The 25396-nt window shown below is 66.5% G+C and carries 22 protein-coding genes; 16 read left to right on the forward strand and 6 right to left on the reverse strand.

The features are described 5' to 3' along the window. The first annotated feature begins 201 nt into the window (after positions 1-201). From HLH36_RS05555 to HLH36_RS05570, 4 genes are all read left to right on the forward strand, one after another. On the forward strand, positions 202-3102 hold the full coding sequence (locus tag HLH36_RS05555) for a [protein-PII] uridylyltransferase (protein WP_182985471.1): 2901 nt from the start codon (positions 202-204) through the stop codon (positions 3100-3102). A gap of 265 nt (positions 3103-3367) precedes the next feature. After that, positions 3368-4063, forward strand: coding sequence for a VIT1/CCC1 transporter family protein (locus HLH36_RS05560; RefSeq protein WP_182985472.1), 696 nt, complete (start codon positions 3368-3370; stop codon positions 4061-4063). Between the two features lie 41 nt (positions 4064-4104). Continuing rightward, positions 4105-5304: a chromate efflux transporter gene (chrA, locus tag HLH36_RS05565; protein WP_220791433.1), complete on the forward strand. Its 1200-nt coding sequence runs from the start codon at positions 4105-4107 to the stop codon at positions 5302-5304. Positions 5305-5465: 161 nt separating this feature from the next. Further along, positions 5466-6779, forward strand: coding sequence for an MFS transporter (locus tag HLH36_RS05570; RefSeq protein WP_182985473.1), 1314 nt, complete (start codon positions 5466-5468; stop codon positions 6777-6779). Between the two features lie 23 nt (positions 6780-6802). Here the strand turns inward: HLH36_RS05570 and HLH36_RS20035 are convergent, their stop codons facing one another. Beyond that, positions 6803-8692: a tetratricopeptide repeat protein gene (locus tag HLH36_RS20035; RefSeq protein WP_182985474.1), complete on the reverse strand. Its 1890-nt coding sequence runs from the start codon at positions 8690-8692 to the stop codon at positions 6803-6805. A 78-nt stretch (positions 8693-8770) separates the two neighbouring features. Here HLH36_RS20035 and HLH36_RS05580 point away from each other — a divergent pair, with 78 nt between their 5' ends. Further along, the gene (locus HLH36_RS05580) at positions 8771-10276 is read left to right on the forward strand and encodes a carboxypeptidase M32 (protein WP_182985475.1); all 1506 of its coding nucleotides are present in this window, start codon (positions 8771-8773) and stop codon (positions 10274-10276) included. A 75-nt stretch (positions 10277-10351) separates the two neighbouring features. Here the strand turns inward: HLH36_RS05580 and HLH36_RS05585 are convergent, their stop codons facing one another. Next, positions 10352-10885: a DsrE family protein gene (locus HLH36_RS05585; RefSeq protein ID WP_182985476.1), complete on the reverse strand. Its 534-nt coding sequence runs from the start codon at positions 10883-10885 to the stop codon at positions 10352-10354. 63 nt (positions 10886-10948) lie between these two features. Continuing rightward, a complete protein-coding gene (locus HLH36_RS05590) occupies positions 10949-11233 on the reverse strand; it encodes a hypothetical protein (protein ID WP_182985477.1) in 285 nt (94 codons plus the stop codon). A gap of 196 nt (positions 11234-11429) precedes the next feature. Between HLH36_RS05590 and HLH36_RS05595 the strand changes: the two genes are divergently transcribed. Continuing rightward, on the forward strand, positions 11430-12377 hold the full coding sequence (locus HLH36_RS05595) for a GlxA family transcriptional regulator (RefSeq protein ID WP_182985478.1): 948 nt from the start codon (positions 11430-11432) through the stop codon (positions 12375-12377). Between the two features lie 148 nt (positions 12378-12525). Here the strand turns inward: HLH36_RS05595 and HLH36_RS05600 are convergent, their stop codons facing one another. Next, positions 12526-13341, reverse strand: coding sequence for a DJ-1/PfpI family protein (locus HLH36_RS05600; protein ID WP_182985479.1), 816 nt, complete (start codon positions 13339-13341; stop codon positions 12526-12528). Positions 13342-13580: 239 nt separating this feature from the next. On the opposite strand from HLH36_RS05600, the gene HLH36_RS05605 reads away from it, so the two are divergent. Both HLH36_RS05605 and HLH36_RS05610 read left to right on the forward strand, forming a co-directional pair. Further along, the gene (locus tag HLH36_RS05605) at positions 13581-14327 is read left to right on the forward strand and encodes an SDR family oxidoreductase (protein ID WP_182985480.1); all 747 of its coding nucleotides are present in this window, start codon (positions 13581-13583) and stop codon (positions 14325-14327) included. Between the two features lie 47 nt (positions 14328-14374). Continuing rightward, positions 14375-14860 carry a YybH family protein gene (locus HLH36_RS05610; protein WP_182985481.1) on the forward strand — a complete coding sequence of 162 codons (486 nt, stop codon included), beginning with the start codon at positions 14375-14377 and terminating at the stop codon, positions 14858-14860. Positions 14861-14970: 110 nt separating this feature from the next. Here the strand turns inward: HLH36_RS05610 and HLH36_RS05615 are convergent, their stop codons facing one another. Continuing rightward, positions 14971-15468 carry a TetR/AcrR family transcriptional regulator gene (locus tag HLH36_RS05615; protein ID WP_338030399.1) on the reverse strand — a complete coding sequence of 166 codons (498 nt, stop codon included), beginning with the start codon at positions 15466-15468 and terminating at the stop codon, positions 14971-14973. 177 nt (positions 15469-15645) lie between these two features. Here HLH36_RS05615 and HLH36_RS05620 point away from each other — a divergent pair, with 177 nt between their 5' ends. After that, complete coding sequence (locus HLH36_RS05620) at positions 15646-16839, forward strand: MFS transporter (protein ID WP_246376500.1); 1194 nt, start codon at positions 15646-15648, stop codon at positions 16837-16839. 101 nt (positions 16840-16940) lie between these two features. After that, positions 16941-17672 carry a CPBP family intramembrane glutamic endopeptidase gene (locus HLH36_RS05625; RefSeq protein WP_182985484.1) on the forward strand — a complete coding sequence of 244 codons (732 nt, stop codon included), beginning with the start codon at positions 16941-16943 and terminating at the stop codon, positions 17670-17672. Between the two features lie 46 nt (positions 17673-17718). Here the strand turns inward: HLH36_RS05625 and HLH36_RS05630 are convergent, their stop codons facing one another. Beyond that, entirely contained in the window at positions 17719-18009 is a 291-nt protein-coding gene (locus HLH36_RS05630; RefSeq protein ID WP_182985485.1) for a hypothetical protein, read from the reverse strand. A 318-nt stretch (positions 18010-18327) separates the two neighbouring features. On the opposite strand from HLH36_RS05630, the gene HLH36_RS05635 reads away from it, so the two are divergent. From HLH36_RS05635 to HLH36_RS05660, 6 genes are all read left to right on the forward strand, one after another. Beyond that, on the forward strand, positions 18328-18798 hold the full coding sequence (locus tag HLH36_RS05635) for an SDR family oxidoreductase (protein ID WP_220792721.1): 471 nt from the start codon (positions 18328-18330) through the stop codon (positions 18796-18798). Between the two features lie 159 nt (positions 18799-18957). Further along, a complete protein-coding gene (locus HLH36_RS05640; RefSeq protein WP_246376501.1) occupies positions 18958-20097 on the forward strand; it encodes a major royal jelly family protein in 1140 nt (379 codons plus the stop codon). A gap of 44 nt (positions 20098-20141) precedes the next feature. Beyond that, a complete protein-coding gene (gene thrC, locus HLH36_RS05645; RefSeq protein ID WP_182985486.1) occupies positions 20142-21539 on the forward strand; it encodes a threonine synthase in 1398 nt (465 codons plus the stop codon). Between the two features lie 64 nt (positions 21540-21603). Continuing rightward, positions 21604-22869, forward strand: coding sequence for a M16 family metallopeptidase (locus tag HLH36_RS05650; protein WP_182985487.1), 1266 nt, complete (start codon positions 21604-21606; stop codon positions 22867-22869). Then, positions 22866-24194: a TldD/PmbA family protein gene (locus tag HLH36_RS05655; protein ID WP_182985488.1), complete on the forward strand. Its 1329-nt coding sequence runs from the start codon at positions 22866-22868 to the stop codon at positions 24192-24194. Before HLH36_RS05650 ends, HLH36_RS05655 begins: the two co-directional genes overlap by 4 nt. Positions 24195-24228: 34 nt before the next feature. Beyond that, a complete protein-coding gene (locus tag HLH36_RS05660) occupies positions 24229-25191 on the forward strand; it encodes a Tim44 domain-containing protein (RefSeq protein WP_246376502.1) in 963 nt (320 codons plus the stop codon). The last annotated feature ends 205 nt before the right edge of the window (positions 25192-25396 follow it).

A 25396-nucleotide genomic window follows, 5' to 3' on the forward strand; every position in this document is an offset into this window, starting at 1 on the left:
GCGTCGATGGTGAGCGGAAGCGCGGCTTGCCGCGCGTCAGGCGGTTGTTTTCGAGCATCGGAGCGGAGCGGCCTTGATCGCTGCCCGCCGCGACGCACGGAAAACCGCCATCAGGCCGCCGCAATCGGGGCTTTTGAAGCAGCTTCTGAGGCCAGACGAGCGTCCGGCCGTCAACATTTTCAGGAAACCGATCACGCCGCGATGCCGACCTTGTCTTCTCCTTCCCTGTCCGTCAGGGACCTGACCCGAAGCCTCGCGGCCTCTCTCCTGTCATCGGAAACGGGGGGCCCCGTCCCGCGCGACATGGCCATCGGCCTGTTTCGCCGGCATCTCGCCCGGTTCCAGGCCTCGGTGCGCGAGGAATTCGAAGCCCATCGCCTGCATGGCGCCTCCGCCGCCAAGCAGTTGGCGCACTATACCGACGGCATGATCCGTACGCTGGTCGATTTCACGGTCGGGCACGCGCTGGAATTCGCGCCCGAATCCGGACGGCCCACCCTGGCGGTAGCCGCGACCGGCGGCTATGGGCGCGGCATGCTGGCCCCCTTCAGCGATATCGACCTGCTGTTCCTGACGCCGGACGACCCCTCGGCCGATATCAGCCGCGTCGTCGAGTATATCCTGTATTTCCTGTGGGATCTGGGGCTGAAGGTCGGGCATGCCACCCGATCGATCCCCCAATGCATCGCCGAGGCCGAGGCCGACACCACGGTCCGCACCACGCTGCTGGACGCACGGCTGCTGGCGGGTGACGACGCGCTGTTCGCGATGTTCGAGGCCCGCTACATCGTCGCCTGCGTCGAGGCGGGGGCCGCGCGCTTCATTACCGACAAGCGCAAGGAACGCACGGCCCGCCACCACCGGTTCGGCGACAGCCCCTACCTGGTGGAACCCAACGTCAAGGAAGGGCGCGGTGGCCTGCGCGACCTGCAGACGCTCTACTGGATGTGCCGCTACACGTTCGGCACGCGCCACGTCTCCGACCTGCTGGCCCCCGGCTTCAGCAGCCTGGGCCTGCTCACCGAGCAGGAAGCCAAACGGGCCCGCCGCTCGTGGAACTTCCTGTGGAGCGTGCGGCTGCACCTGCATTACATCTCGGGCCGCGCCGAGGAACGGCTGACCTTCGACGTCCAGCCCGTGGTCGGCGCGCGCATGGGCTATACCCGCCACGGCCGCCAGGTCGGGGTGGAGCGCTTCATGCGCCATTATTTCCTGACGGTGCGCGAGGTCATGCGCCTGACCCATGTGCTGGAACCGGCGGTGATGCGCCAGGCCCTGGGCCCGACCGCAAACGCGCCGCAGGCCGACGCCGCGATGCGCGACGCGGGCTTCACGGTGCTGGACGGCCAGATCCTGCCCGAACGCGGCTCCTCCTTCGATGCCGAGCCGATCCAGATGATGCGCCTGCTGGAATGGGCGCGGACGCGCAAGCTGCCGATCCACCCGCTGGCCATGCACAAGCTGATCCGCTGGGAACGCCGCGCCGCCAGCCTGCGTGGCAATCCCGAGGCGGCACGGATCTTCCTCGACCTGCTGTGCGGCGCGCCGCCCGAGCGCGCCCTCCGCCCTGCCCCCGCAACCGAAGGCACGGGCGCACCGCGCGAGGAAGCACCCAGCTTCCACGCCACCGCGGAAGACCGGCGGCAGGGCAATGCCTACTGGCTGCATATCCTGAACGAAACCGGGATCATGGGGCGCCTGATGCCCGACTGGTCGCGCATCGTCGGCCAGATGCAGTTCGACACCTATCACGTCTTCACGGTCGACGAGCATACGATCGAGGCCATCCGCATCTTCGGCCGGATCGAGCACGGCGCCATGGCCGACGAGATCCCGCTGGCCTATGACCTCGCGCGCAATCTCCAGTCCCGCCGCGCGCTCTACATGGCCATCCTGCTGCACGACATCGCCAAGGGGCGCGGCGGCGACCATTCCGAACTGGGCTCCGAGATCGCGCTGGAAGTCTGCCCCGAAATGGGCCTGACCGGCGAGGAAACCGAAACCGTCTCGTGGCTGGTCCTGCACCATCTGCTGCTCAGCCAGACCGCCTTCCAGCGCGATATCGACGACCCCAAGACCATCCTCGACCTGGCCGACACCATCCAGTCGCCCGAACGGCTGCGCCTGCTGCTGCTGCTCACGGTCGTCGACATGCGCGCCGTCAGCCCGCGTGTCTGGAACGCCTGGAAGGCAACCCTGCTGCACGAGCTGTACATGCGCGTGGCCGAGGTGCTGGAAGGCGGACTGGCCACGACCGAACGCGACGTCCGCGTCGCCCGCGCCAAGGAAGCGGTGGGCGAAATCCTGGAAGAAGACGGCTTCATCCCCGAGGAAACCGAGCATTTCCTCGGCCTGGGCTATGGCAGCTACTGGCTGTCCTTCGACCAGGACACCCACGCCCGCCACGCCCTGCTGATCCGGGAATCCGAACGGCGCGATTCGCCGCTGACGGTGGAAACCCAGCCCCTGCCGACACGCGGCGTGACCGAGGTCACGATCTACACTGCCGACCATCCCGGCCTGTTTTCCCGTATCGCCGGCGCGCTGGCGATCGCGGGCGCCTCGATCGTGGACGCGCGCATCCACACGCTGATCAACGGCATGGCGCTGGATACGTTCTGGATTCAGGACGCCAGCGGCGAAGCGTTCGAGGAACCGCACCAGCTCGCCCGCCTGTCCGCACTGGTCGAGCAGAGCCTTTCCGGGCGGGTGGACATCGCCCGCGAAATCGGCGGCATCGGCCGCATGCGCTACGGACGCCGCATGCGCGCGATCCACGTGCCGCCCCGTGTGGTGATCGATAACCGCGCCTCGAACAGCTACACGGTCATCGAGATCAACGGCCGCGACCGGCCCGGCCTGCTGCATGACGTGACGCAGGCGATCAGCGGCCATAAATTGCAGATCGCCTCGGCCCACATCACCACCTACGGCGTGCGCGCGGTCGATGTCTTCTACGTCAAGGACCTGTTCGGGCTGAAGATCACCGACGAACACCGCCTGACCGAAATCCGCGAGGCCCTGATCGTGGGCCTGCGCAAGGCCGAGGAAGCCGCCACCAGCGACACCGACGCTCCGCCCGTCGAAACGTTCTCCATCTGACGGCATGCCATTCACGGGGCGATGGCGATCGGCAAGACCGCTCTCGTCCCCCGCTGGCCCTGACCGGGCGACACCGGCTTCAGCACGCGTTGCGCGACTGGAAATCATGGCATGAATTCCTGACAGCAACCTGAACAGGCCGGCAATGCGAACATAAAAACAAAATGAAACCGGACATCGATGCATCCTGAAAAATGCATTTCGAGAAAAAGAGATTTTACATCATAAATAATTGCCGGTTCCATTGATCAGGGCAGCCCGTCTTATGTCGCGACTTCGCATGCACGCCGAACACCATGCCGTCGAGAAACTGGGGTGGCTGCGGGCCGCCGTCCTGGGCGCCAATGACGGCACATTATCGACCGGCAGCCTGATCGTGGGCGTCGCCAGTTCTCATGCGTCGCGCGGCAGCATCCTGGTCGCGGGCCTGTCGGCGCTGGTGGCCGGGGCCCTGTCCATGGCCGCCGGCGAATATGTCTCGGTCAGTTCCCAGGCGGATTCGGAGCACGCGGATCTCGCCCGCGAAAAGCGCGAACTGGCCACCGACTGGGATGGCGAGGTCAACGAACTGACCGGAATCTACCGCAAACGGGGGCTGGACGAGGCCCTGGCCCGCCAGGTGGCGGTCGAACTCATGAAGCATGACCCGCTCGCCGCACATGCCCGTGACGAACTCGGGCTCTCCGACGGCACGGCAGCCCGGCCCATCCAGGCGGCATTCGCCTCGGCCTCGGCCTTTTCCTCCGGCGCCCTCCTGCCCGTCCTGACGGCGGTCCTGACGCCGGAACCCTATGTGTCCTGGGCCGTATCCGCCATTTCCGTCCTGGCACTCGCCGGTCTCGGGGCCGTCGGCGCGGTGGCAGGCGGGGCCCGGCCGCTGCGCCCCACGCTTCGGGTCACGTTCTGGGGGCTGATCGCGATGATCGTCACCGGCGGTATCGGGCAGCTCTTCGGTGTGTAGCGCGTCCCCGGGCAACACCATCTTCCATCATGCGGACTAGCATGCCGTCCGATCGCCCGCCGACCAGCGCGGCATTCGAGATCCTGCGCATCTTCCTGCGTCTGGGCTGCACCGCCTTTGGCGGCCCGGTGGCGCATCTCGGCTATTTCCGGACGGAATTCGTCGAACGCCGAAAATGGCTGACGGAACAGGCCTATGCGGACCTGGTCGCCCTGTCGCAATTCCTGCCGGGGCCGGCATCGAGCCAGACGGGCTTCGGGATCGGCCTCATACGGGGCGGCCTGGCCGGCGGCATTGCGGCCTGGATCGGCTTCACCCTTCCCTCGGCCGCCCTGCTGGTCGCCTTCGCATACGGCGCGGGCGGCATCGCGGCGACGGGTCCGGGGGCCGGCATGCTCCATGGCCTCAAGCTCGTGGCGGTGGCAATCGTCGCGCAGGCCGTGCTGGGCATGGCCCGAAGCCTGTGCCCGGACCGCCCGCGCGCCACGATCGCCACGGCCACATTGGTGACGATGCTGCTCGCGCCAGGCTCCCTCTTCCAGATCGGCACCATCATCGCCGGCGGCGTGGCCGGCTGGTTCCTGTGCCGGGGGCCCGATGCCTTACCGGCGGACACGCTGCTCCTGCCCCTGTCCCGGCGCGCGGGCATGGGCTGCATGGCGGTTTTCCTGGGGCTTCTGGCCTTCGCATTCATCCCCATGCTTCCCGGCCCCGTCGCCCTGTTCGATGCCTTCTACCGATCGGGCGCCCTGGTCTTCGGCGGCGGCCACGTCGTGCTGCCGCTGCTGCGCGATGCGGTCGTCACGCCCGGATGGGTGTCGGACAACGCATTCCTGGCCGGGTACGGCGCCGCACAGGCCGTCCCCGGCCCCCTCTTCACCTTCGCGGCCTATCTCGGCACGATCGCGGGCCTACCGCCGGGCGGCTTGGCCGGCGCGGCCATCGCGACAGGCGCCATCTTCCTGCCCGGCATTCTCTGCCTGCTGGGCGCCCTGCCCTTCTGGCACGATCTGCGCGGCCGGCCAGGGGCCCAGGCCGCCATGCGGGGCACCAACGCCGCCGTCGTCGGGCTGCTGGGTGCGGCGCTCTACAACCCGGTCTGGACCAGCGCCGTACATGGGGCGGCAGATTGCGCGGTTGTCGTCACAGCCTTCGTCCTCCTCCTGGTCTGGCGCGCGCCGCCGCTTCTCGTCGTGCTGCTTTCGGCCCTGACCGGCGCGGTCATGCCTCCTCCCGCCTGAGGCGACACCTCGCCGCTCCGGTCCCTCATCACGCCTTCGCGGCATCGAACCGCTTCCAGAACATTCCGAAACCGGTAATATATCGTGGCGCCCAACCCGTCACGATATCGCGCGCGGCTCGCCAGCCCCGGCCCAACGGAACAGAAGGGAGAGACGTATCGATGGAACGGAATGCCAGCCGCACCAGGAGAAACGTTCTGATCGGGGCCGCCTGTGCCGGCAATTTCCTCGAATTCTACAATTTCATGGCCTACGCGTTCTTCGCGCCCATGATCGGCCATGCATTCTTTCCCGGTGACAGCAACAGCCTGATGAACCTGCTCTACGCGCTGATGACGTTCGCCGTCGGGTTCATCATGCGGCCACTGGGCGCCGTCATCATCGGGCGCTTTGCCAGAACCCACGGGCAGCATGCGGCCCTGATGCTGACATTCGGCATGATGGGATTCGGCTCGTTCCTGATCGCCGCCACACCGCCGGCGGCATCCATGGGCATCACGGCGCCTGTCATCATCATTTTCGCCCGGATGCTGCAGGGTTTTTCCGATGGCGGCGAGGTCGGGCCGGCGACCGAACTGCTCTATTCCGCCGCACCCGGCGGCCTCGGCGGCATCTTCGGCACGCTTCAGTACATGACACAGTTGCTCGGCGGCCTGCTCGCCGTCCTGCTGGGCCTCATCCTGTCCCTCTGCATGTCGCATGATGCCCTCTTTTCCTGGGGCTGGCGGGTGCCCTTCCTCTTCGGGCTCATCATCGTTCCAGCGGGCCTGTTCCTCCGCCGCCTTGCCGCCGGCCACACGATTGTACCCCACCCCGCCATGGCGTCCTCGCCCGAGGAACGGCTCGCGGTCCGCAAGGTGATTCTGTTCGTATTCCTCGCCCTCGTCAGCGGCACCGTCTCCACCTATCTCCGCACCTTCGGCGTCAGCTACGCGGTATCGGTACTCCATCTGTCACCGGCCACCGGGATGGCCGCCATGGCGGCCGGCCTGGCCTTCGGCGTGCTGAGCGTTCTTGCCAGCATGTTTTTCATCGCCCGCCATCCACACCCGGCAGGTACGGTGATCGGCGTCACCCTTCTGATGGGTGCCCTGTCGCCAATCGTCTATTATTACGCCATCCACGATCCCGGCCTCGGCAGCCAGTTGGCGCTGAACATTTCCATGTTCGCGCTTTCGGGCTTCGTCATGACCTGCATGTGGAAGGTCCTGCTGGATTCCCTCCCCCCGCACAGCCGCTCCTTTCTGTTCGGCGTCATCTACGCGACTGCCGTGTCCGTATTCGGCGGCCTGACGCAGCCCGTCGTCACCTGGCTGATCGCCATCACCGGCAATCCGCTGATCCCCGGCTGGATGATGGCGGCAACGGCCATTCTGGGGCTTTTCAGCTATCTTCGCCTGGACGCCCTGCAATTTCCGAAGGCAGCCTTCAATCCGCCTGCGGCCGGCATCCGGGAAAGCCGAGCCCCTTCATAAAAATCCCTGCGATATCGCAATCCTCATCGAACGACGCACCGCCAGCATTCCAGCGCGGCGAGCAGCGCGGCAATCGGCGCCTGCCATGCGCACGCGGGCATCTCGGGACCAGCCTGCCTGAACTGCTCCAGCGACGGATACCAGCGACTGGTCCCGTTCCCCCAGCGCGGCGCCTCCGCCCGGTCGAACGCGGCGGACCACCGCCAGTCGCCGCCGAAACGGTTCAGCAGCCAGACCGGCCGCCCCATCGCCCCGGCCAGATGGGCCATCGCGGTATCGACCGTAATTACCAGATCCAGCCCGGCAACGACCAGCGCGGTATCCAGCCAGTCGCCCGTGACAGCGGACTCCATGGCGAAGGGCGGATCACCCGCCGCCGCACCATGCTGGAGGCTGACGAAGCACATCCCCCCGACATCGCCCAGCGACGCGAGCATCTGCGGCGCGATCGACCGCCTGCGATCGAACCGAAAGGCCGGATTGCCCGCCCAGCACAACCCGACCCGCGGCAGCCCCACCCGAGCATCCTCGGGCACGGGCGGCAGCAGATAGGGCACAAAGGGCGGCACCTCCGCCATTCCCAGCAGATGCGGCAGGCTGAGCAACCCGCAGCGCGCCACCACATCGTCCGGCACAGGTGTCCCATCCGGCAGCACCACACAGCGCGACGCAATCAGCCCCTCCGGGTCGGGCATCGTCCGCACCAGCCGATGCAGCGCGGGCGGCAGATCCACCACCACCCCCACCCGCCGCAGACAAGAGGGCAGATAGCGCAGGAACTGGATCGCATCGCCCACCCCCTGTTCCGCATGCAGCAGCAGGCGCCCATGAGGCAGTGCCGATCCATCCCACGGCGCAAGCGCCGGCCAGCGCATCTCGGGCAACAGGCGCTCCCTCGCTTCCAGATGGCGCCACCCCTCCGCCATCCTGCCCCGCGCCAGCAGCAGCGTGCCCAGATTGAATTCCGCCCGCGCGCCCTCCGCGCCCCGTGCCGCCTCCGGCTCGGCCAGCACGCCGCGCAGCAGGCGCTCGGCGGCCGCATCCTCGCCCATGTCGGTCAGGATGGTCGCATCATTGACGGCGATCCGCACATCGTCCGGCGCACATCGCCGCGCCGCCGCCAGCGCCATACCCGCCCTGGGCAGATGGCCCAGCGCCATCAGCACCAGCCCCAGATTGTTCAGCGTCTCCGGCACATCCGGCACCAGCCTGTCGGCCTGCTCCAGCGCCGCCAGCGCCTCTTCATGCCGGTTCAGCGCAAACAGAACGGCCCCATGATTGGCCCAGGCCGCCCCCTGGTCCGGGCACAGATCCCGCACCAGCCGATAGAGGATCTCCGCCTCCCCATGCCGCCCCCACTCGGACAGCAGCACGGCCAGCTCATGCAGCCGCCCGGCATCCTGTGCGACAAACCGCCTCGCCGACGCCTCCAGCCGGGGCCCAATCCCCACGCCATCCCCCATGATCGCGGCACGCGCCCAGTCCAGCAGCAGCGCGGTGTCGGCAGGGCGCAGCCCCAGCGCGGCACGCAGGCTCGCTTCGGCCTCCCCCCACCGCCCCATCTCCCCCAGCACCGCCGCCAGCGCCGCATGGCCACGCGCGTCGCGCGGCTCGCGCAGGGTCGCGACATGCAGGGCCGCGCGCGCCGGCTCCCGATGCCCCTGCTCATGCAGCGCGCAGCCCAGCGTGATATGAAAATGCGCGGCCGGCAGGATCGCGATCGCCCGCCCCGCCAGCCCGATCGCCAGGTCCGGCCGGCCGGACGCACGGGCAACGCAGGCCATGCCATGCAAAATATCGGGGTCGTCCGGCGCCTCGACCAACGCCGCGCGCAGCACCGACGTGGCGCCATCACGGTCGCCATCCGCCAGCAGCCTCATCGCTCCGGCCACCCTGTCCCGTCGTCCGTCCATTCCATTCGTCCCGGTTGCATCCGCCGCCCGCCATCGCCCACACTGCGGCAGCCCGTCCCATTCGCAAGAAGAGAGACCATGCCACAAAGCGCTTACCAGGATCTGACCAGCCATTTCGCCCGCATCGGGCGCATCCGCAACGCGCTGGGCATCCTGGGATGGGACAAGGATGTCATGATGCCCTCCGGCGCCGCCGACAGCCGCGCCGACAGCATCGCCACCCTCAGCGTCCTGTGCCACGACATGCTGACCGACCCGCGCGTCGGCGAATTGCTGGAACGGGCGGAAGCCCCCGCCGGCACGTGGGAGGCCGCGAACCTGCATGAAATGCGGCGCGCCTGGCTGCACGCCGCATCGGTGCCCGCCGAACTGGTCGAAGCGTCCTCCCGCGCCGCATCGCGGTGCGAGGTCGCATGGCGCACGGCCCGGCGCGACGGCGATTTCGCCGCCCTGCTGCCCCTGCTGTCCGACGTGCTGGAGCGCACGCGCGAGCTGGCCATCGTCAAGGGCGCGGCGCTGGGCCTCTCGCCCTACGACGCCTTGCTGGACCAGTACGATCCCGGCACCCGCCGCACCGATATCGACCCGGTCTTCGCCGAATTGCGGCGCGACCTCCCCGGCCTGATCGCCGAGGCCCAGGCCCACCAGGCCACCCTGCCGCCGATCGTGACCCCGGCCGGCCCCTTCCCCGTCGCGCAGCAGGAGGCCCTGGGCCGGCGGATCATGACCGCGCTGGGCTTCGACATGTCTCGCGGCCGGCTGGATGTCAGCATCCATCCCTTCTGCGGCGGGGCCGAGGACGATGTGCGCATTACCACCCGCTATGACGATGCCGATTTCCTCTCCGCCCTGATGGGCGTGGTGCACGAGACCGGGCACGCGCTCTACGAACAGGGCCTGCCGGCGGCGTGGCACACCCTGCCCGTCGGCCAGTCCCGGGGCATGAGCCTGCATGAAAGCCAGTCGCTGCTGATGGAAATGCAGATCGCGCGCTCCCGCCCCTTCATCGACTGGATCGCCCCCCTGCTGCGCGAGACGTTCGGCGCGACCGGGACCGACGCCGGCTGGTCGGCCGACGCGCTGTATCGCACGGTCACGCAGGTCAAGCCCGGCTTCATCCGCGTCGACGCCGACGAAATCACCTACCCCGCCCATGTGCTGGTCCGCTACGAACTGGAAACCGCACTGATCGACGGCTCGCTGGCGCTGCGCGACCTGCCGGAGGCCTTCAATACCGGCATCCGCGACCTGCTGGGGCTGGAGGTGCCGAACGACCGGCTGGGCTGCCTGCAGGATATCCACTGGCCCTCGGGCGCCTGGGGCTATTTCCCCACCTACACGCTGGGTGCCATCCTCGCCGCCCAGCTCCGCCAGGCGGCGTTCGACGCCGACCCCGCCATTGCGCAGGGCATCGCACGCGGCGACTTCGCCCCGCTGGTCGCCTGGCTGCGCCTCCATGTACATAGCCAGGCCAGCCGTCTCTCCACCGCCGGCATCGTCGCGGCCGCCACCGGCACCCCGCCCTCGACCAGGGCCTACCGCGCCCACCTGCGCGAACGCTATTGCGGCACAGGCCCGTACTGAAGACAACGCACGACCAGGGCGCCGCCCTGGACCCGGAAGGGGACAGTCGTCCCCTTCACCCCTGTTCCGCCGGCATCAGTGGATCACGGCCCACCCTCTCAGTTGCAGGTTGGCCAACGTCACCATGGCGGACAGGTCGATCTGGACCCCGTCGGCAACGGCGTCCCGCTCGATCTTCTGGCCCGACAGAGCGTAGCTGCAAACCTCGATCGAGACCCCCGCCTTACGCAGCGCGCCCAGCAGCCCGGTATTCGGATTGTCTCGTCCGAAACGCGCCCGGTATGCCGCGTCGGAGAGGACAGACGGCGTAGCCGGCCCGTAGACGATCACCACCACATCGCCGATTGCGGGATGTATCCCGTCGGCAGCAAGGAGATTCATGAAGCGAGCGGCCCGCTCCAGCGACGGATTGATCTGCGCTGGATCCGGTGCGGCCCGCATCGTCTCGAACGCCACCCTGTAGCGCAGGGAGGGATCCGGATGGTTGGCCACGTTCCCAGCCGCATGAATGGCGCCATAGGCCGGGACAGCGGTGTCACCCGCCTGTGCCTTGGCAAGTCCGCCCCAACCACCCAGAAGCGACAGGGACGCGAGAATCAGACGGGTCATGTTCTTCAATGAATCAACTTTCGTGGAAGAGGCAGGCATGCCCGTAACACAATTCATGCAGGGTCATTGCCCTGTTCCCCATGTTGCCAGGATGCTCACATCACCCCAGGCCGGAAATAGCGGGCCGGGAGATATGATCTCCTGTTTGTTCCTTCCCGGACATGAAGACATTGAAGCGAGCAAAATATCGTCGTCCGATGGAACAGGCCGCTTCGCCGCGTGTCGATCACCATGCTCTATTTGGAGAACGAAGTCTATATTCTGACGATTTTCTCTCAGAGCCTGACCGTAAATGCGCGCTGGCGGCGATCCGACGCGCGTTTCCTGTGCTTCGGTGCTCACTTCCATCAAGGCCGCTCCGCTCCGATGCTCGGAAACACACGCCGGACGCGACCCTTGCGGGCCGGTCTCGCTCGCCAGTCCACATTTCCGGTCAGGCTTTCAGGAATTCAAATCCGCATTACCCGGCCAGGAAATTGCACGGCACTCAAAGCGTTTCGAGAAAAATATGGCTCGAAATCCGTTTTTCCCTTAAATCAGGACCATGTCTCATATCGGATTTTTCATTTGCTCCAATCATCGGCTCCTCGATCTCGCGGGGCCTCTGGGCGCCTTTGAGGAGGCGAATATTTTCATCGATAGGGATCCCTACCGCCTGACGGTGATTTCCGAGGAGGGAGGCGCCGTTGTCGGGAGCGCCGGGGTTTCCATCGCAACCCGATCGTTCCGCGACATGGATTTCGATACGGTCATTTTCATCGGCGGCGACATCCAGGCCTTCCAAAATCCCGATGTCATCGCGGCGGCAAAGGACCTCGCCGCGCGCACGGCCCGCGTGGCGAGCGTCTGCACGGGCGCGTTCCTCCTTGCGGAAACCGGATTTCTCGATGGCCGTCATGCAACGACCCACTGGCGTCTCGCGCCGGAACTCCAGCAGCGATATCCTTCTATCCGGGTCGAAGCCGATCGGATTTTCATATCGGACGACAAATTCTGGACCTCCGCGGGCATTTCGGCCGGTATCGATCTGGCGCTGGCGCTCATCGAGACGGACCGCGGACCCGAAATCGCACGAGAGGTCGCGCGTGAACTCGTCGTTCCCTACCGGCGCTCCGGCGGTCAGTCACAGTTTTCGGCCATGTCGCAGATGGAACCGGAATCGGACCGTATCCGCATGGCGCTTGCGTTCGCGCGCGACCATCTGGTCGAGCCTCTGCCGATCGAACGGCTGGCGGAAGCCGCAAGGTTGAGTGTCCGTCAATTTGGGCGCGCCTTCCGTCGCCAGACCGGTGAAACACCGGCCAGAGCGGTGGAACGTTTGCGTGTGGAGGCGGCATGCGTCCGGCTGCGGAATGGCTCCGAGCCGATCGAACAGATCGCAAAAGCGATCGGCTTTGCGGACCCGGAACGCATGCGGCGCGCGTTCGTGAAACTGCACGGCCATCCGCCGCAAGCGATCCGGCGCGCCGGCCGGCAGGAAAGCGCCGTTTAGCCGGCCCTATGGACGCCTCGGCGGCAGGCAGGAATCCCGAGGCACGGCGTCCACCCGAATTGACGGCACATGCGCGAATCACGCGCCGTCAATGGGTGCGTCTGGCGCCTGCCTGCGCCATCAATGAAGATATCTTCCGGAAGAACGATCAGAGAATGGGCCGCATGAGGCCGTGTTCCGAGCCCGGCAGCATTTTATAAACCGCATCACGAACGTTCGGCGGCGCCTCCAAAGGATTGCCCGCATGAAATGGCGGTTGCGGGTCATACTGGACCAGAAGCTGCACTTCCTGCGCGGCCTGGGCCCCGCGCAGTTCCGCCGCGATCGCCACGCCGAAATCGATCCCGGCGGTAACGCCCCCGCCGCTCATGAACCGGCCGTCCTTCACGATGCGCGCAGGGTCCGGAATAGCGCCATATTCCTTGAGCACATTCAGAAACGCCCAGTGGCAGGCACTGCGCCTTCCTTTCAGAACACCCGCGGCGGCAAGGATGATGGAGCCGGTACAGACGGACGTGACATATTGCGCGGTCTCGGACAGTTTCCGGATGTGCGTGAGAATTTCAGGCTTCATCATCGCCGAAAGATCAAGAGCGCCCGGAACGCAGATGACATCGACCTTGTCTATGTCGGACAGTTTTTCCGTCGGTCCGAAAACAACGCCTTTTTCGAGCGTAACAAGGCCGCCGGCGGGGCTGGCGAACCGAACATTCGTATTGGGAATACGCGAGAGGATTTCATTGGGGCCAGCGAAATCCAGGAGCGTCCCGTTCGGATAGATCGCGAACAGGAATTCGACAGGCTTCTCGGCCTTGCCGACCGTACCGGCACGCACTTTTTCCGACAGGAGGCCCGCTGTAGCGGTCGCGGCAAGCGCCGCTCCGCCCATCAGCATCGCATGACGCCGCGCGCGGCCGTACGCGCTCAGTTCTTCGGTGACGGTTTCGTCGAAAACTTCAGACATATCGCTCTCCTCAAGCCACCCCGTCGCGCAGGGTCGGCTGCTGAACAGTTGCGACTCCTAGTTCCAGGCGCATATTTCCGAAAGGACCTAGTTCCCTCATTTTTAGCCACACCCAGTTCCCCACAAGGCCATGTCTATATTTAAGGGAAATACGTCCTTTCGGACATTTCCCATTCGGCTAGGTTCGGCGGGACCGATAAGGGACGCCTTCTGCGGCTCTTGAATGTGAGGAATCCAGAATGAGACTTTCAGGAAAAACCGCACTCATCACCGGCGGCACAAGCGGCATCGGTCTCGCGACCGCCAGGCGCTTCATCGAGGAGGGTGCCCGCGTGGCCGTGACCGGCCGCGACGAATCCCGGTTCGCCGACGTGCATGCCGAACTCGGCGGCGAGGCGCTCGTCCTTGCCGCGGACGTTCGCTCCATCGAGGCCATGCAGGCGGTTGCATCCCGTGTCCAGGAGACCTTCGGCGGTCTTGATATTCTGTTTGCGAATGCGGGTTACGTCATTCCAACACCGCTGCAATCGATCGATGAGCGTCAGTACGACGATGTCATGGACATCAGCGTCAAAGGAGCCGTGTTCACGATGCAGGCGGCCTTGCCCGTGCTGCGCGAGGGCGCATCGGTCATTCTTACGACCTCCTTTATCGATCAGACCGGAAAACACGGCTTGTCGCTGGTCGCGGCGGCAAAGGCGGCGGTCCGGTCGTTCGCGCGAAGCTGGTCCTACGAACTGCTCGACCGCAAGATCCGCGTGAACGCGGTCGCGCCAGGAGGCATCGAAACGCCGCTGCTCGGCAAGCTCGGCCTGTCCGAAGCCGAGGTGGAAGCCTTCAAGACGCAGTTCGCCTCGACTGTGCCCTTGGGGCGAATGGGCCAGCCTGAAGAAATCGCGGCGGCTGTTCTCTACCTTGCAAGCGACGAATCCCGATACGTCGTCGGAACGGAACTGGTGGTCGACGGCGGCTGTTCCCAGCTCTGAGACCAACCTCCCCTTTTCACCATTCAATGATTATTCATGGAGACATCATGATGAAGGTCACAAAGCCGCTCTCTTATATCCTCGGGGCGTCGATGGCGCTCGCGCTACACTATTCGCCCGCCTCGGCGGCCGGCGCGCAATCGCCTGACCCGGCCGCGGTCAAGGCTGTGACGGAACAGTTTGCCGCCGATCTCGCCAAAGGAGATCTTCAGGCGATTTCGCGTCTCTACACCGATGACGCCGAGCTTCTGCCGCCGAACGCGGAGGCGATTTCCGGCCGCGCGGCGATCCTCGCCTATTTCGAGAAGATCTTGCGGCCGGATCTCGTCGGGGGTGCCCAATTTGATCATTACGAGATCTACGGTAGTGCCACGGCCGCGACCAGCATCTCCCAGATCAGGATGCTCGATACAAATGGCCACGTCGTCGAACGCGGCAGGCAGACGATCGTCCTGCTCAAGCAGAATGGGCAGTGGAAGATTCATCGCGACATGTGGTCGGACACGTCCCCCGCGAACACGGGCAACCCGTAAGAACTGCCTGTCCCGCCGGATAGCGATCCTATAAAAAACAAATAATCCGTCGCCATATCCATCAACCAATGTGAATGGATATGGCTCCGGGCCGCCTCCCGGACATCCAGCTACCCGCCCGACGCATGCCGCGCGACGAAGGCAACCGCCGCGTCGCGCGCAAGCGTGGCGGGCAAGGGCCCGTCCGTGAATAGGATACGTGTCAGGACCGGCGCCACCACGGCATCGATCACCGCCTCCACATCGAACGTGACCGGCTCTCCGGCGGCATCGCAGATCGACACGATCGTCGGCCGCACCGCATCGAACAGTGAGCACGCTTTTTGCGTCCCGTCCCAACCGCGCAGAACGTCACGCATCATTGCCCGGCCGGGCGTCGAGTCCATTTCCTCCTGGTACATCTCCGCCCAGGCGGGCAGATCCACCGACAGGCGGCCACACGGTTTCAGCGGGCAGTCCACGCGCAGATTGCGTTGCGCGACGTCACGCATCAGCGTCGCCATGTCGGTCCACCGACGATAGATCGTCGAAGGCGTGACCCCCGCGCGCGCCGCGACTTGCGGCACGGTCAGACCCTCCCGTCCCGTTTCGTCGATCAGCGCGGTCACCGCCGCATGCACGGCCTCCTGCACTCTCAGACTACGTCCACCCGGACGCGGTCCCGATCGCATGGGGCTACGAGCCTCGGACATAATTTTCCCCCTGCTAAAGCAAATAATTTGCTTTTAATGAAGCGTCTCACTATCACTCTAACGCACAATCTTTGCATTAGACAGGAGTACGTCATGACTCCCCCCATCCGCGCCAGAATCTTGTGGATCTACGGCACCATCCTGTTCCTCTTCCTCGGCGCCTCGGCGGCCGTCACGCCGCTTTATCCGCTCTATCACGCGCAATGGCACGCAAGTCTGCCGATGTTGCAGGCCGCTTTCGCGGTGTACGCCCTCACGCTGCTCCTCGCGCTGCTGTGCCTGGGGTCTCTGTCGGATTATCTCGGCCGTCGTCCGGTCATCTGGCTCGCCATCGCGGTCGAGACCGTCGCCATGCTCCAGTTCGCGGTCGCGGCGAACATTGGCGACGTCATTTGCGGACGGGCCCTGCAAGGCCTCGCGACCGGCATCGCGACCAGCGCGCTGAGCGCGGGGCTTCAGGACGCCCATCGCGAACGCGGCGGCCTCATCAGCGGCATGGTTCCCATGGGTTCGATGGCCGCGCTGGCCCTCGGCTCGGCCATCCTGGTCAGGTTTGCGCCCGATCCCCTGAATTTCGTATTCTGGCTGCTGACCGTCGGCATGGTCATGTCCGCGGGCGTGGTCTTCGCCATTCCCGAGACCGTCTCGCGCATACCGGGCGCGCTGGCCTCCCTCCGGCCACGAATCCACGTCCCTCTCGCGGCGCGCAGCGCCATGCGGCGGATCGCCCCGGCCAACATCGCGGTTTGGGCACTGGCGGGCCTTCTGCTCTCGCTCGGCCCGGCAATCGCACGCATCGCCAGCCACGACAATGGTGGGGTTCTGCTCGGGGGCGCCGTGGTCGCCGTCGTCATGGCGCCCGCTCTCGTCGCAATGATCGTGCATCTCGCCGGACCGGGCACGCTCCTGCTGCGCCGGGGCGCGGTCGCCGTGCTGGCGGGGCTGCCGCTGGTGCTGGTCGGCCTGCATATCGTGAGCCTGACCGTCTTTCTTGTCGGGGCGGCCATTGCCGGTGCCGGTCTCGGCCTGACTGTGCAGGGCGCTCTGCGCACGATCGTACCGCTCGCCCAATCTCACGAGCGCGCGGGGCTGGCCGCCAGCTATTTCGTCATGAGCTATCTCGCCTTCAGCGCGCCCGCCTTCCTCGCCGGCTTCGCGGTGCGCGCGTGCGGCCTGCGCGCCACGACCGACGCCTATGTCGCGCTTCTGCTGATTCTGACGGCGCTCACGCTGCGCGGCCTGGGCCGGGACGGAACGATCGACGCCTGCCCTTCGCCCGCGCGCTGATATCGCACTGCCATGGACAGGTTTCCATACCTCTCGATTCATGAAATTCTGCAAAACCGAGCCTGTCGGACAGAACGTGAGCCCCACGAGAGGTCGAAGCCTTGCATTCAGAACTTCTCGCCCTGTCGCTGGCGGTAGCCTTCGCAATCGTTGCGGCGCGAGGCAGCCAGTCATTTCGAAGACTGAAGGAGTCCCCACCCGAGAAGAAAGTCAGAATTTACAGATCCTGGCTCGCAATATCGTTTTTATGTTTCGGAGTCGCGGGATCTTGCCTGATTTACAACTTTGAACGCACGAATACTTCGATCTATCTCCCTTACCAGATCGCTTTTCGCGTTGTGCATGAAAACACAAGCATTGACCCGAGCCAGCTTGTCCCGATGCTGTTCGGTTTTTGCATCGGACTGATCGCGATCGTTTTTGTGGCGCGGACCCGCAGGGGCAGGAAATTCTACAATACCGAGGCCGTCTCCGCCCTGCGCCCCGACACGCAGTCCGAGAAAACCTACCTGGTCCTGCTCTGCGTGAACGCCGCGATCTCAGAGGAGATCATGTTCCGCGGAGCCCTCCCCGTGTTGATATACACGATCAGCGAGAACGCCATGACGGCGATTCTTGTTGCCGCCCTCGCCTTTGGCTGCATGCATTGCTATCAGGGCGCTCGGGGCATCCTGTCGACCTTCTGCCTGGCCATCCTTTTCAGCATTCTCCTGGGCGTAGGCTTCAATCTGTATGTCGTGATGCTCCTTCATTTCTTTATCAACATGATGGCGCTGTTCGTGCTGCCAAAAATATCCCGCCTTGGCCGACCGAAGGAAACAGGGATGGTTTGATACCGTCCCGCCAGCCGGAAGTTGCCACGGCGGAACGAGAAAACGCTCACTGAAGCCGCTCATCTTTCCTGCGAACGACGCGCGTCAGCGACGCAACCTGCTCCCTGACTCTCACCCAGAACACCGCTTCGTCGGCGAGATTCTGTTCCATGCACCGGACGATCTGCCGGCGGACGGCGAGGTAGGCGTCCGGCCCGAAGCCCCTGATGAGGCACGCCGCGACGTCATGGGCTGACATATACGACGTTCTGCCTTCGTCCCGATCCGCCATTTCGACCTCATGCACCATCGACGACGTTCGACGCCGGCAGGACGAAACAAAGGCGAATCCGGACACGCATCGTCCCGCCCTTCCTGGCGTCGGGCGGGTGATAACGTGTTTCAAAAGGGCAAAAGCACGCCCTGCCTATTTCCCAGACGATGCGCGACAGCAGCCGCGCACCGCTGGACCATAGGTCCGGGTGTTGTATTCGGCAGGCCACCCGACATAGGAGGCCGCCCTTTTGAAAAGGCGTTATCACGCGCCAACTTCAGAGTAGCATGATACGAGGGTGCCCGTCACCTGCCGACGGAGCCACGTCGCGACGCGCGATAAACCGGAGTTCCCCAAATTGTCGTGACGATTGAGCGGAACAGGACGCCAATCGAGGCAAGGATGGACAAGGCGAACGCCCGGGTACCGTTAAAAAAAATGCCATGCATTCAAGCCGGCCTCCTCGCCGCCGGCACGGAAAAATCGGCCCCTTCAACGGCATGCGGGAGGGCGCCCGGCGGCTGCGCGAGGGCGGTCGCAATCAACCTGTCGACCAGCATCATCGGCGCCTGGCTGCCCGCGCATGGCACCTATGTGGCAACCAAGGCGGCGATCGAGGCGACGACACATACCCTGGCGAAGGAACTCGGGCCGCGCGGCATCACGGTGAATGCCGTCGCACCGGGGCCGATCGCGACTGAACTGCTGCTCGCGATGCGCGATGCGGCGGCGGTACGGGCGCTGGCCGCGACAATCCCGCTCGGCCGCATCGGCGCGCCGCCCGACGTCGCGCAGGTCGTGTCCTTCCTGGCCGGTCCGGACGGAGGCTGGGTGAATGGGCAGGTGATCAAGGTCAATGGCGGTCGCAACTGAAAGTTCGGCGGCTCAGGCGACCTCTACCGCGAGAATTGCGATGTGGGGCGGCCCGCGCCGAATGGGCCGTCGCCCCCATTCGGCCGGGTCAAGGCGTACACGCCCCCATGGCGGCCATACGCGCCCGGCCGGTTGCCATCGGCGGCCGATCGTGGCGACATGGCGCCGATGTTCCGCACCCGCTCCTTCCCGCTCCGCGTGATCCCGGCCGCGCTGGCCCTGTCGATCCTCCCTGCCACGCCACCGGCCATGGCCGCCAAACCCGCGCCGCCGCTCGATCCCTCGGCCCCCATGGTCGCGGTCGCGGAAACGACCAGCCAGGTCTGGACCGCCCTGGCGGTCCTGCCCGACGGCCGCATGATCCTGGACAGCCCGGCCTGGACCGGCGCGCCCGGCCCCACCCTGACACTCCGCGACACCACCGGCACGACCCGCCCCTTCCCCGACGCCGCCTGGACCGACCCCGCCACCGCGCCCGAACACCGCCTGGTCTCGGCCGAAAGCCTCCAACTGGCCGATGACGGCACGCTCTGGGTGCTGGATAGCGGCCTCGATGCTGCCGACCACCCGGTCGCGCCCCCCAAACTGGTGCAAATCGACACCCGCTCTGCCACCGTCACCCGCACCTGGCCGATCGACCCTGCCGTCCTGCGCCCCGGCAGCCACGTCGCGGGCGTGCGGGTCGGCAGGGGCCACGCCTTCATCCTCGATTCCGGCGTACCGGGCCTGATCGTGCTGGACCTCGATCACGGCCCCCAGCGGCGCCTGATGGACCACCACCCCTCGCTGACCGCCCAGCACCCGATCATCGCAGGCGGCCACGTGGTGCGGGACGGCAGCGGCCGCGCGGCGATCGTCAACGCGACCGAAATCGAAATCAGCCCCGACGGCCAATGGCTGTACTACCAGCCTCCCTGCGGCCCGCTCTACCGGATCGGCACCGACCTGCTGACCGATCCCACCATCACCAGCTTCGAACTCGATGACAGCCCGACGCTCTGGTACAAGACACCACCGCTGGGCGGCATGACGGTCGCCCGCGACGGCACGCTGTATTTCGACGATATCGCGACCGGCAGCATCTTCCGCTTCACCGCCGGGCGCGTCTACCAGCGCATCGTCGTCGATCCCCGCCTGCGCTGGCCGGCCACGCCCGCCATCACGGCCGCCGGACAGCTCTACATCCCCACCGCGCAGCTCGACCTCACGCCGCGCTTCAATCAAGGACAGATGACGGTGCAGTGGCCGCTCACGATCTACCGCATCGACACCGCCGCCCTTCCCGCCCCCGTACGCTGACGCCCCCCCTTCGCGCAGGGCCCGCTTGGCGGTATGAAGGTCCCATGCGCTACGTTTCGACCCGGGGACAGGCCCCCGTCCGCGATTTCTCTTCGGTTCTCATGGCCGGCCTCGCCGAGGATGGCGGGCTTTACCTGCCGGAAAGCTGGCCGGTCCTCACCGCCGAAGACTGGCGGGCCCTGCGCGGCCTGCCCTATCCCGACCTGGCGGCACGGATCATCGCGCCCTTCACCGCGGGCTGCATCGCGCCCGACGTGCTGCTGCGCCTGTGCCGTGAAGCCTATGCCGGATTCGACCACGCCGCCATCGTGCCGCTGGTCCAGGTCGAGGACGGGCTGTTCGTCCAGGAACTGTTCCACGGCCCCACGCTCGCCTTCAAGGACATGGCGATGCAGCTTCTGGGCCGCCTGTTCGACCATGTGCTGACCGAGCGCGACGCACACGTCACCATCGTGGGCGCCACGTCGGGCGATACCGGATCGGCCGCGATCGAGGCCGTCCGGGGGCGCGAACGCGCGCGCATCGTCATCCTCCACCCCGAGGGGCGCACGTCGGACGTCCAGCGCCGGCAGATGACGACGGTGCTGGAACCCAACGTGACCAACCTGGCGGTCCAGGGCACGTTCGACGACTGCCAGGACCTGGTGAAGGCCATGTTCGCCGATGCCCCCTTCCGGCAGGAAATGGCCCTCTCGGCGGTCAATTCGATCAACTGGGCGCGCATCGCGGCCCAGATCCCCTATTACGTCTACGCCGCCCTTTCCCTCGGCGCGCCCGACCGCGAAGTGTCGTTCGCCGTGCCGACCGGCAATTTCGGCAATATCCTCGCCGCGTGGGCCGCGCGCCGCATGGGCCTGCCGGTCCGCGCGCTCTGCGTGGGCTCGAATCGCAACGACATCCTGACCCGCTTCCTGCGCGACAACGACATGAGCGCGCGCGAGGTGGTGCCCAGCCTTTCGCCGTCGATGGACATCCAGGTGTCGTCGAATTTCGAGCGCCTGCTGTTCGAACTGCTGAACCGCGACGCCGAAGCCTGCGCGCGGATCGTCACCGACTTCCGCCGCACGGGCCGCATGAACGTCCCCGATCCGGTCTGGCGCCAGGCATCGGGCCTGTTCCACGCCCTGGCCCTTGAAGACGAGGACACGAAGACCGAAATCCGGTCTCTCTACCAGGCCAGCCAGTATCTGGCGGACCCGCATAGCGCGATCGGTATCGCGGCCGGGCGGATGTTCCGCGAGCCCGGCATCCCGATGGTGGCGATGGCAACCGCCCATCCGGCCAAATTCCCCGACGCGATGGCGCAGGCGGTCGGCATCCGGCCCGCCCTTCCGCCACATCTCGCGGATCTGTTCGACCGGCCGGAGCGTTACGACGTTGTACCCAACCAACTGGACGCGGTGGAAGACCGTGTCCGCGCGGCGGTGATGAAAAACAGCTGACGCCCATACCTCCCCTTTCTTCGGACGCCCGGCCCCGCCGGCCGGACCGTCACGCAGGACCCTGATGACCGACCAGATCAACGTTACCCGCCTCCCCTCCGGCCTGACCGTGGTCACCGAGCGCATGGACCGGGTCGAAACCGTCTCGTTCGGCGCCTATGTCGCCGCCGGCACCTGCCACGAGCACGCCGAGGAAAACGGCGTCTCGCATTTCCTCGAACATATGGCCTTCAAGGGCACCGAACGCCGCAGCGCCGCCGGCATCGCCGAAGAAATCGAGAATGTGGGCGGCCATATCAACGCCTACACCGCGCGCGAGCACACGGCCTATTACGTCAAACTGCTGAAGGAAGACCTGGCCCTGGGCGCCGACATCATCGGCGACATCCTCACCCACAGCAGCTTCGCCCCTGACGAGGTCGAGCGCGAGCGCGGCGTGATCCTGCAGGAAATCGGGCAGGCCAACGACACGCCCGACGACATCATCTTCGACCATTTCCAGGAAACCGCCTTCCCCGAGCAGCCGATGGGCCGCCCCACGCTGGGCACCGAGGCGCTGATCCGCGACATGAGCCGCGAGACCCTGATGCGCTACATGCGCGGCCATTACACGACCGCGAATACCGTGGTCGCGGCGGCCGGCAACCTGCGCCATGAAGATGTCGTGGCCCTGGCCGAACGCCATTTCCGCGACCTGCCGACACTGGGCAGCCCCGCCAGCTTCGACTCCCGCTACGCGGGCGGCGAGTTCCGGCGCGAGAAGGATCTCGACCAGGCCCATGTCGTGCTGGGCTTCCCCTCGGTCGGCTACGGCGATCCGGATTATTACCCGGTCCTGCTGCTCTCCACCCTGCTGGGCGGCGGCATGTCCTCGCGCCTGTTCCAGGAAATCCGCGAGAAGCGCGGGCTGGTCTATTCGGTCTATTCCTTCAATGCCCCGTTCCGCGATGGCGGCCTGTTCGGCATCTATGCCGGCACCGGCGCCGACCAGGCCAGCGAACTGGTGCCCGTCACGCTGGAGGAACTGCGCAAGGTGCAGCATGAGGTCGGGCAGGACGAACTGGACCGCGCCCGGGCACAGCTCAAATCCTCGCTCCTGATGTCGCTGGAAAGCACCGGCAGCCGGTGCGAGCAGTTGGCCCGCCAGCTCCAGGTCTTCGGCCGCCTGGTGCCCACGGCCGAGACCGTGAGCCTGGTCAACAAGGTCACGATCGACGACGTCAAGCGCGTCGCCGCCCGCCTGTTCCGCGGCACGCCCACGCTGGCATCGCTGGGGCCGGTGCACAACATCCCCACCCTGGGCTCGATCGCCGAGGCACTGGCGGCATGAGCACCGACCCGCTCGACCTGATCGGCACCCTGATCGGCAAGGCCCGCGCCGCCGGCGCCGACGCGGTGGATGCCGCCTATTCGGCGCGCACGGCGCACGGCGTGCAGATCCGCAACGGCAAGACCGAGGATCTGGAACGGTCGGAGACCTGCGACCTCAGCCTGCGCGTCTTCCTCGGCCGGCAATCGGCGTCCGTCTCAGCCACCAGCCTCGACCCTGCCCGCTTCGACGCGCTGGTCGAACAGGCGCTGGCCATGGCGCGCGTCCTGCCCGAGGACCCCTATGCCGGCCTGTCCCCCCAGGCCGAACAGGGCTTCGTCGATGCCGCCGGCCTGGACCTGCTGGACACGGCACAGCCCGACACGGCAGCGCTGATGGACCGCGCCCGCGCGGCCGAGGACGCCGCACTGGCGGTATCGGGCGTGACCAACAGCAGCGGCGGCTCGGCCAGTTTCGGCCTGGCGGATATCGTGCTGATGACGTCGGCCGGCTTTTCCGGCCGCTACGCCCGCAGCAGCCACTCCGTCTCCGTCAGCGTGCTGGCCGGCCAGGGCACCGGCATGCAGCGGGATTACGATTACGATGCCACCGTGCATCTCTCCGACCTGGCGGATGCCGGCACGATCGGACGCAGCGCCGGCGAAAAGGCGGTGGCCCGCCTGAACCCCGGCCGCCCGCGCACGGGCAGCATGCATGTGGTCTTCGACCCGCGCGTATCGTCCAGCCTGCTGGGCCACCTGGCCGGGGCCGTCAACGGCAGCGCCATCGCACGCGGCACCTCGTTCCTCAAGGAGAAGATGGGCCAGCGGATCATGCCGCGGGGCGTCGATATTCTCGACAACCCGACGCGGGTACGCGGCCTGTCGGCCCGCCCGTTCGACGGCGAAGGCGTGCGTTGCAGCGAACTGGCCATCGTGCAGGACGGCATGCTGATCAACTGGGCGCTGGATTCCCGCAGCGCCCGGCAACTGGGCCTGGCGGGCAACGGCCGGGCCAGCCGTGGCGGCAGCCCGTCGCTGGGCAGCCTGTATGCCCGCCCCGGCGCCCCGACCCCGGCGGCGCTGATGGCCGACATCCAGGATGGGATCTATGTCACCGAACTGATGGGCTCGGCCATCAACGGCCTGACCGGCGACTACAGCCGGGGGGCCGCCGGCTTCATGATCCGGGGCGGCATACTGGCCGAACCGGTCGCGGAGCTGACCATCGCCGGGAACCTGAACGACATGTTCGCCCGCATGGTCCTGGCGGACGACCTGGTATTCCGCCACGGCATCAACGCCCCGACCATCCGCATCGACGATATGATGATCGCCGGGTCTTGAACGCAGCCCCGCACGACAGGATATGGACAGAGCAATGACCAACCGACACCAGCCCGTCCACAAGACCCGCCGTTTCACCATCCTGCTGCTGGGCACCGCCCTCGCCGTATCGCCCCTGCTGCCGCACGGCGCCGACGCCCGCCCCGGCAGCGGCTATTCGATGGGCAGCCGGGGGTCGCGCACCTATAGCGCGCCGGCGCCCACCCAGACCGCCCCGTACGGCGCGTCGCCGATGCAGCGCTCGATCACGCAGCCCTCATCCGGCGGCTATGTCAACGGCCCGTCCTCCTATCCGCGTTCGCCCTACGGCGCACCGTACAGCGCGCCCTATGCCGCGCGGCCGCATCCGTTCGCCAGCGGCTTCCTGGGCGGCATGCTGGGCGCCGGCCTGTTCGGGGTGCTGTTCGGCCACGGCATCGCCGGCGGGCTGACCGGCGGCGGCAGCTTCTTCGGCCTGCTGATCCAGCTCCTGCTGCTGGGCCTGCTGATCGGCTGGCTGGTGCGCCGGTTCAGCGGCGGGGCCCGGCAGGGCACTCCCATCGCGGCGTCCCCCGCCTACGGCCAGGGCGGCCCCTCGGCAGCGGCAGCACAGGTGACGATCACCCCGGACGATTACCGTGCCTTCCAGCGCCTGCTGCTCGATATCCAGGCAGCGTGGAGCCAGCAGAACCTGCCGGCCCTCCAGCACATGGCAACGCCGGAGATGGTGGGCTATTTCAACGCCCAGCTTTCCGACCTGGCCAGCCGTGGCGCGCGCAACGTCGTGTCGGACGTGCGCTTCGAACGTGGCGACCTGTCCGAGGCATGGAGCGAGAACGGGTTCGACTACGCGACGGTCGCCATGCGCTATTCGATGGTGGACATCACCACCGACATGACCGGCCGCGTCATCGACGGCAGCTCGACCGAACGGGTCACCATCACCGAACTCTGGACCTTCATGCGCCCGTCACGCGGGGGCGCCTGGCTGCTCTCCGCAATCCAGCAGACGCGCTGACGGGCTTTCCCATGCGGGAGCAACCCCGCCTGGCGTCGCGATCGGGAGGAACCCTTTCTCCCGATACGCGGCCTGTCCACGATCCGCAGATCTCTCGAAACGACGTCGGAATACACGGCCAAACAGGGTCAGGACCGTCATCGATGACCCCGCGCGAGCGCACCTTCCGTCGCACGATCCGTTCTTGACGCGCCCGTTTTTTTGA

The organism is Gluconacetobacter aggeris (assembly GCF_014174395.1).
Lineage (GTDB): Bacteria > Pseudomonadota > Alphaproteobacteria > Acetobacterales > Acetobacteraceae > Gluconacetobacter > Gluconacetobacter aggeris.

Coding starts and splice junctions, on each gene's coding strand:
- HLH36_RS05555 (WP_182985471.1), top strand. CDS start 202: ATGCCGACCTTGTCTTCTCCTTCCCTGTCCGTCAGGGACCTGACCCGA.
- HLH36_RS05560 (WP_182985472.1), top strand. CDS start 3,368: ATGTCGCGACTTCGCATGCACGCCGAACACCATGCCGTCGAGAAACTG.
- chrA (WP_220791433.1), top strand. CDS start 4,105: ATGCCGTCCGATCGCCCGCCGACCAGCGCGGCATTCGAGATCCTGCGC.
- HLH36_RS05570 (WP_182985473.1), top strand. CDS start 5,466: ATGGAACGGAATGCCAGCCGCACCAGGAGAAACGTTCTGATCGGGGCC.
- HLH36_RS20035 (WP_182985474.1), bottom strand. CDS start 8,692: ATGGACGGACGACGGGACAGGGTGGCCGGAGCGATGAGGCTGCTGGCG.
- HLH36_RS05580 (WP_182985475.1), top strand. CDS start 8,771: ATGCCACAAAGCGCTTACCAGGATCTGACCAGCCATTTCGCCCGCATC.
- HLH36_RS05585 (WP_182985476.1), bottom strand. CDS start 10,885: ATGACCCGTCTGATTCTCGCGTCCCTGTCGCTTCTGGGTGGTTGGGGC.
- HLH36_RS05590 (WP_182985477.1), bottom strand. CDS start 11,233: ATGGAAGTGAGCACCGAAGCACAGGAAACGCGCGTCGGATCGCCGCCA.
- HLH36_RS05595 (WP_182985478.1), top strand. CDS start 11,430: ATGTCTCATATCGGATTTTTCATTTGCTCCAATCATCGGCTCCTCGAT.
- HLH36_RS05600 (WP_182985479.1), bottom strand. CDS start 13,341: ATGTCTGAAGTTTTCGACGAAACCGTCACCGAAGAACTGAGCGCGTAC.
- HLH36_RS05605 (WP_182985480.1), top strand. CDS start 13,581: ATGAGACTTTCAGGAAAAACCGCACTCATCACCGGCGGCACAAGCGGC.
- HLH36_RS05610 (WP_182985481.1), top strand. CDS start 14,375: ATGATGAAGGTCACAAAGCCGCTCTCTTATATCCTCGGGGCGTCGATG.
- HLH36_RS05620 (WP_246376500.1), top strand. CDS start 15,646: ATGACTCCCCCCATCCGCGCCAGAATCTTGTGGATCTACGGCACCATC.
- HLH36_RS05635 (WP_220792721.1), top strand. CDS start 18,328: ATGGACAAGGCGAACGCCCGGGTACCGTTAAAAAAAATGCCATGCATT.
- HLH36_RS05640 (WP_246376501.1), top strand. CDS start 18,958: ATGGCGCCGATGTTCCGCACCCGCTCCTTCCCGCTCCGCGTGATCCCG.
- thrC (WP_182985486.1), top strand. CDS start 20,142: ATGCGCTACGTTTCGACCCGGGGACAGGCCCCCGTCCGCGATTTCTCT.
- HLH36_RS05650 (WP_182985487.1), top strand. CDS start 21,604: ATGACCGACCAGATCAACGTTACCCGCCTCCCCTCCGGCCTGACCGTG.
- HLH36_RS05655 (WP_182985488.1), top strand. CDS start 22,866: ATGAGCACCGACCCGCTCGACCTGATCGGCACCCTGATCGGCAAGGCC.
- HLH36_RS05660 (WP_246376502.1), top strand. CDS start 24,229: ATGACCAACCGACACCAGCCCGTCCACAAGACCCGCCGTTTCACCATC.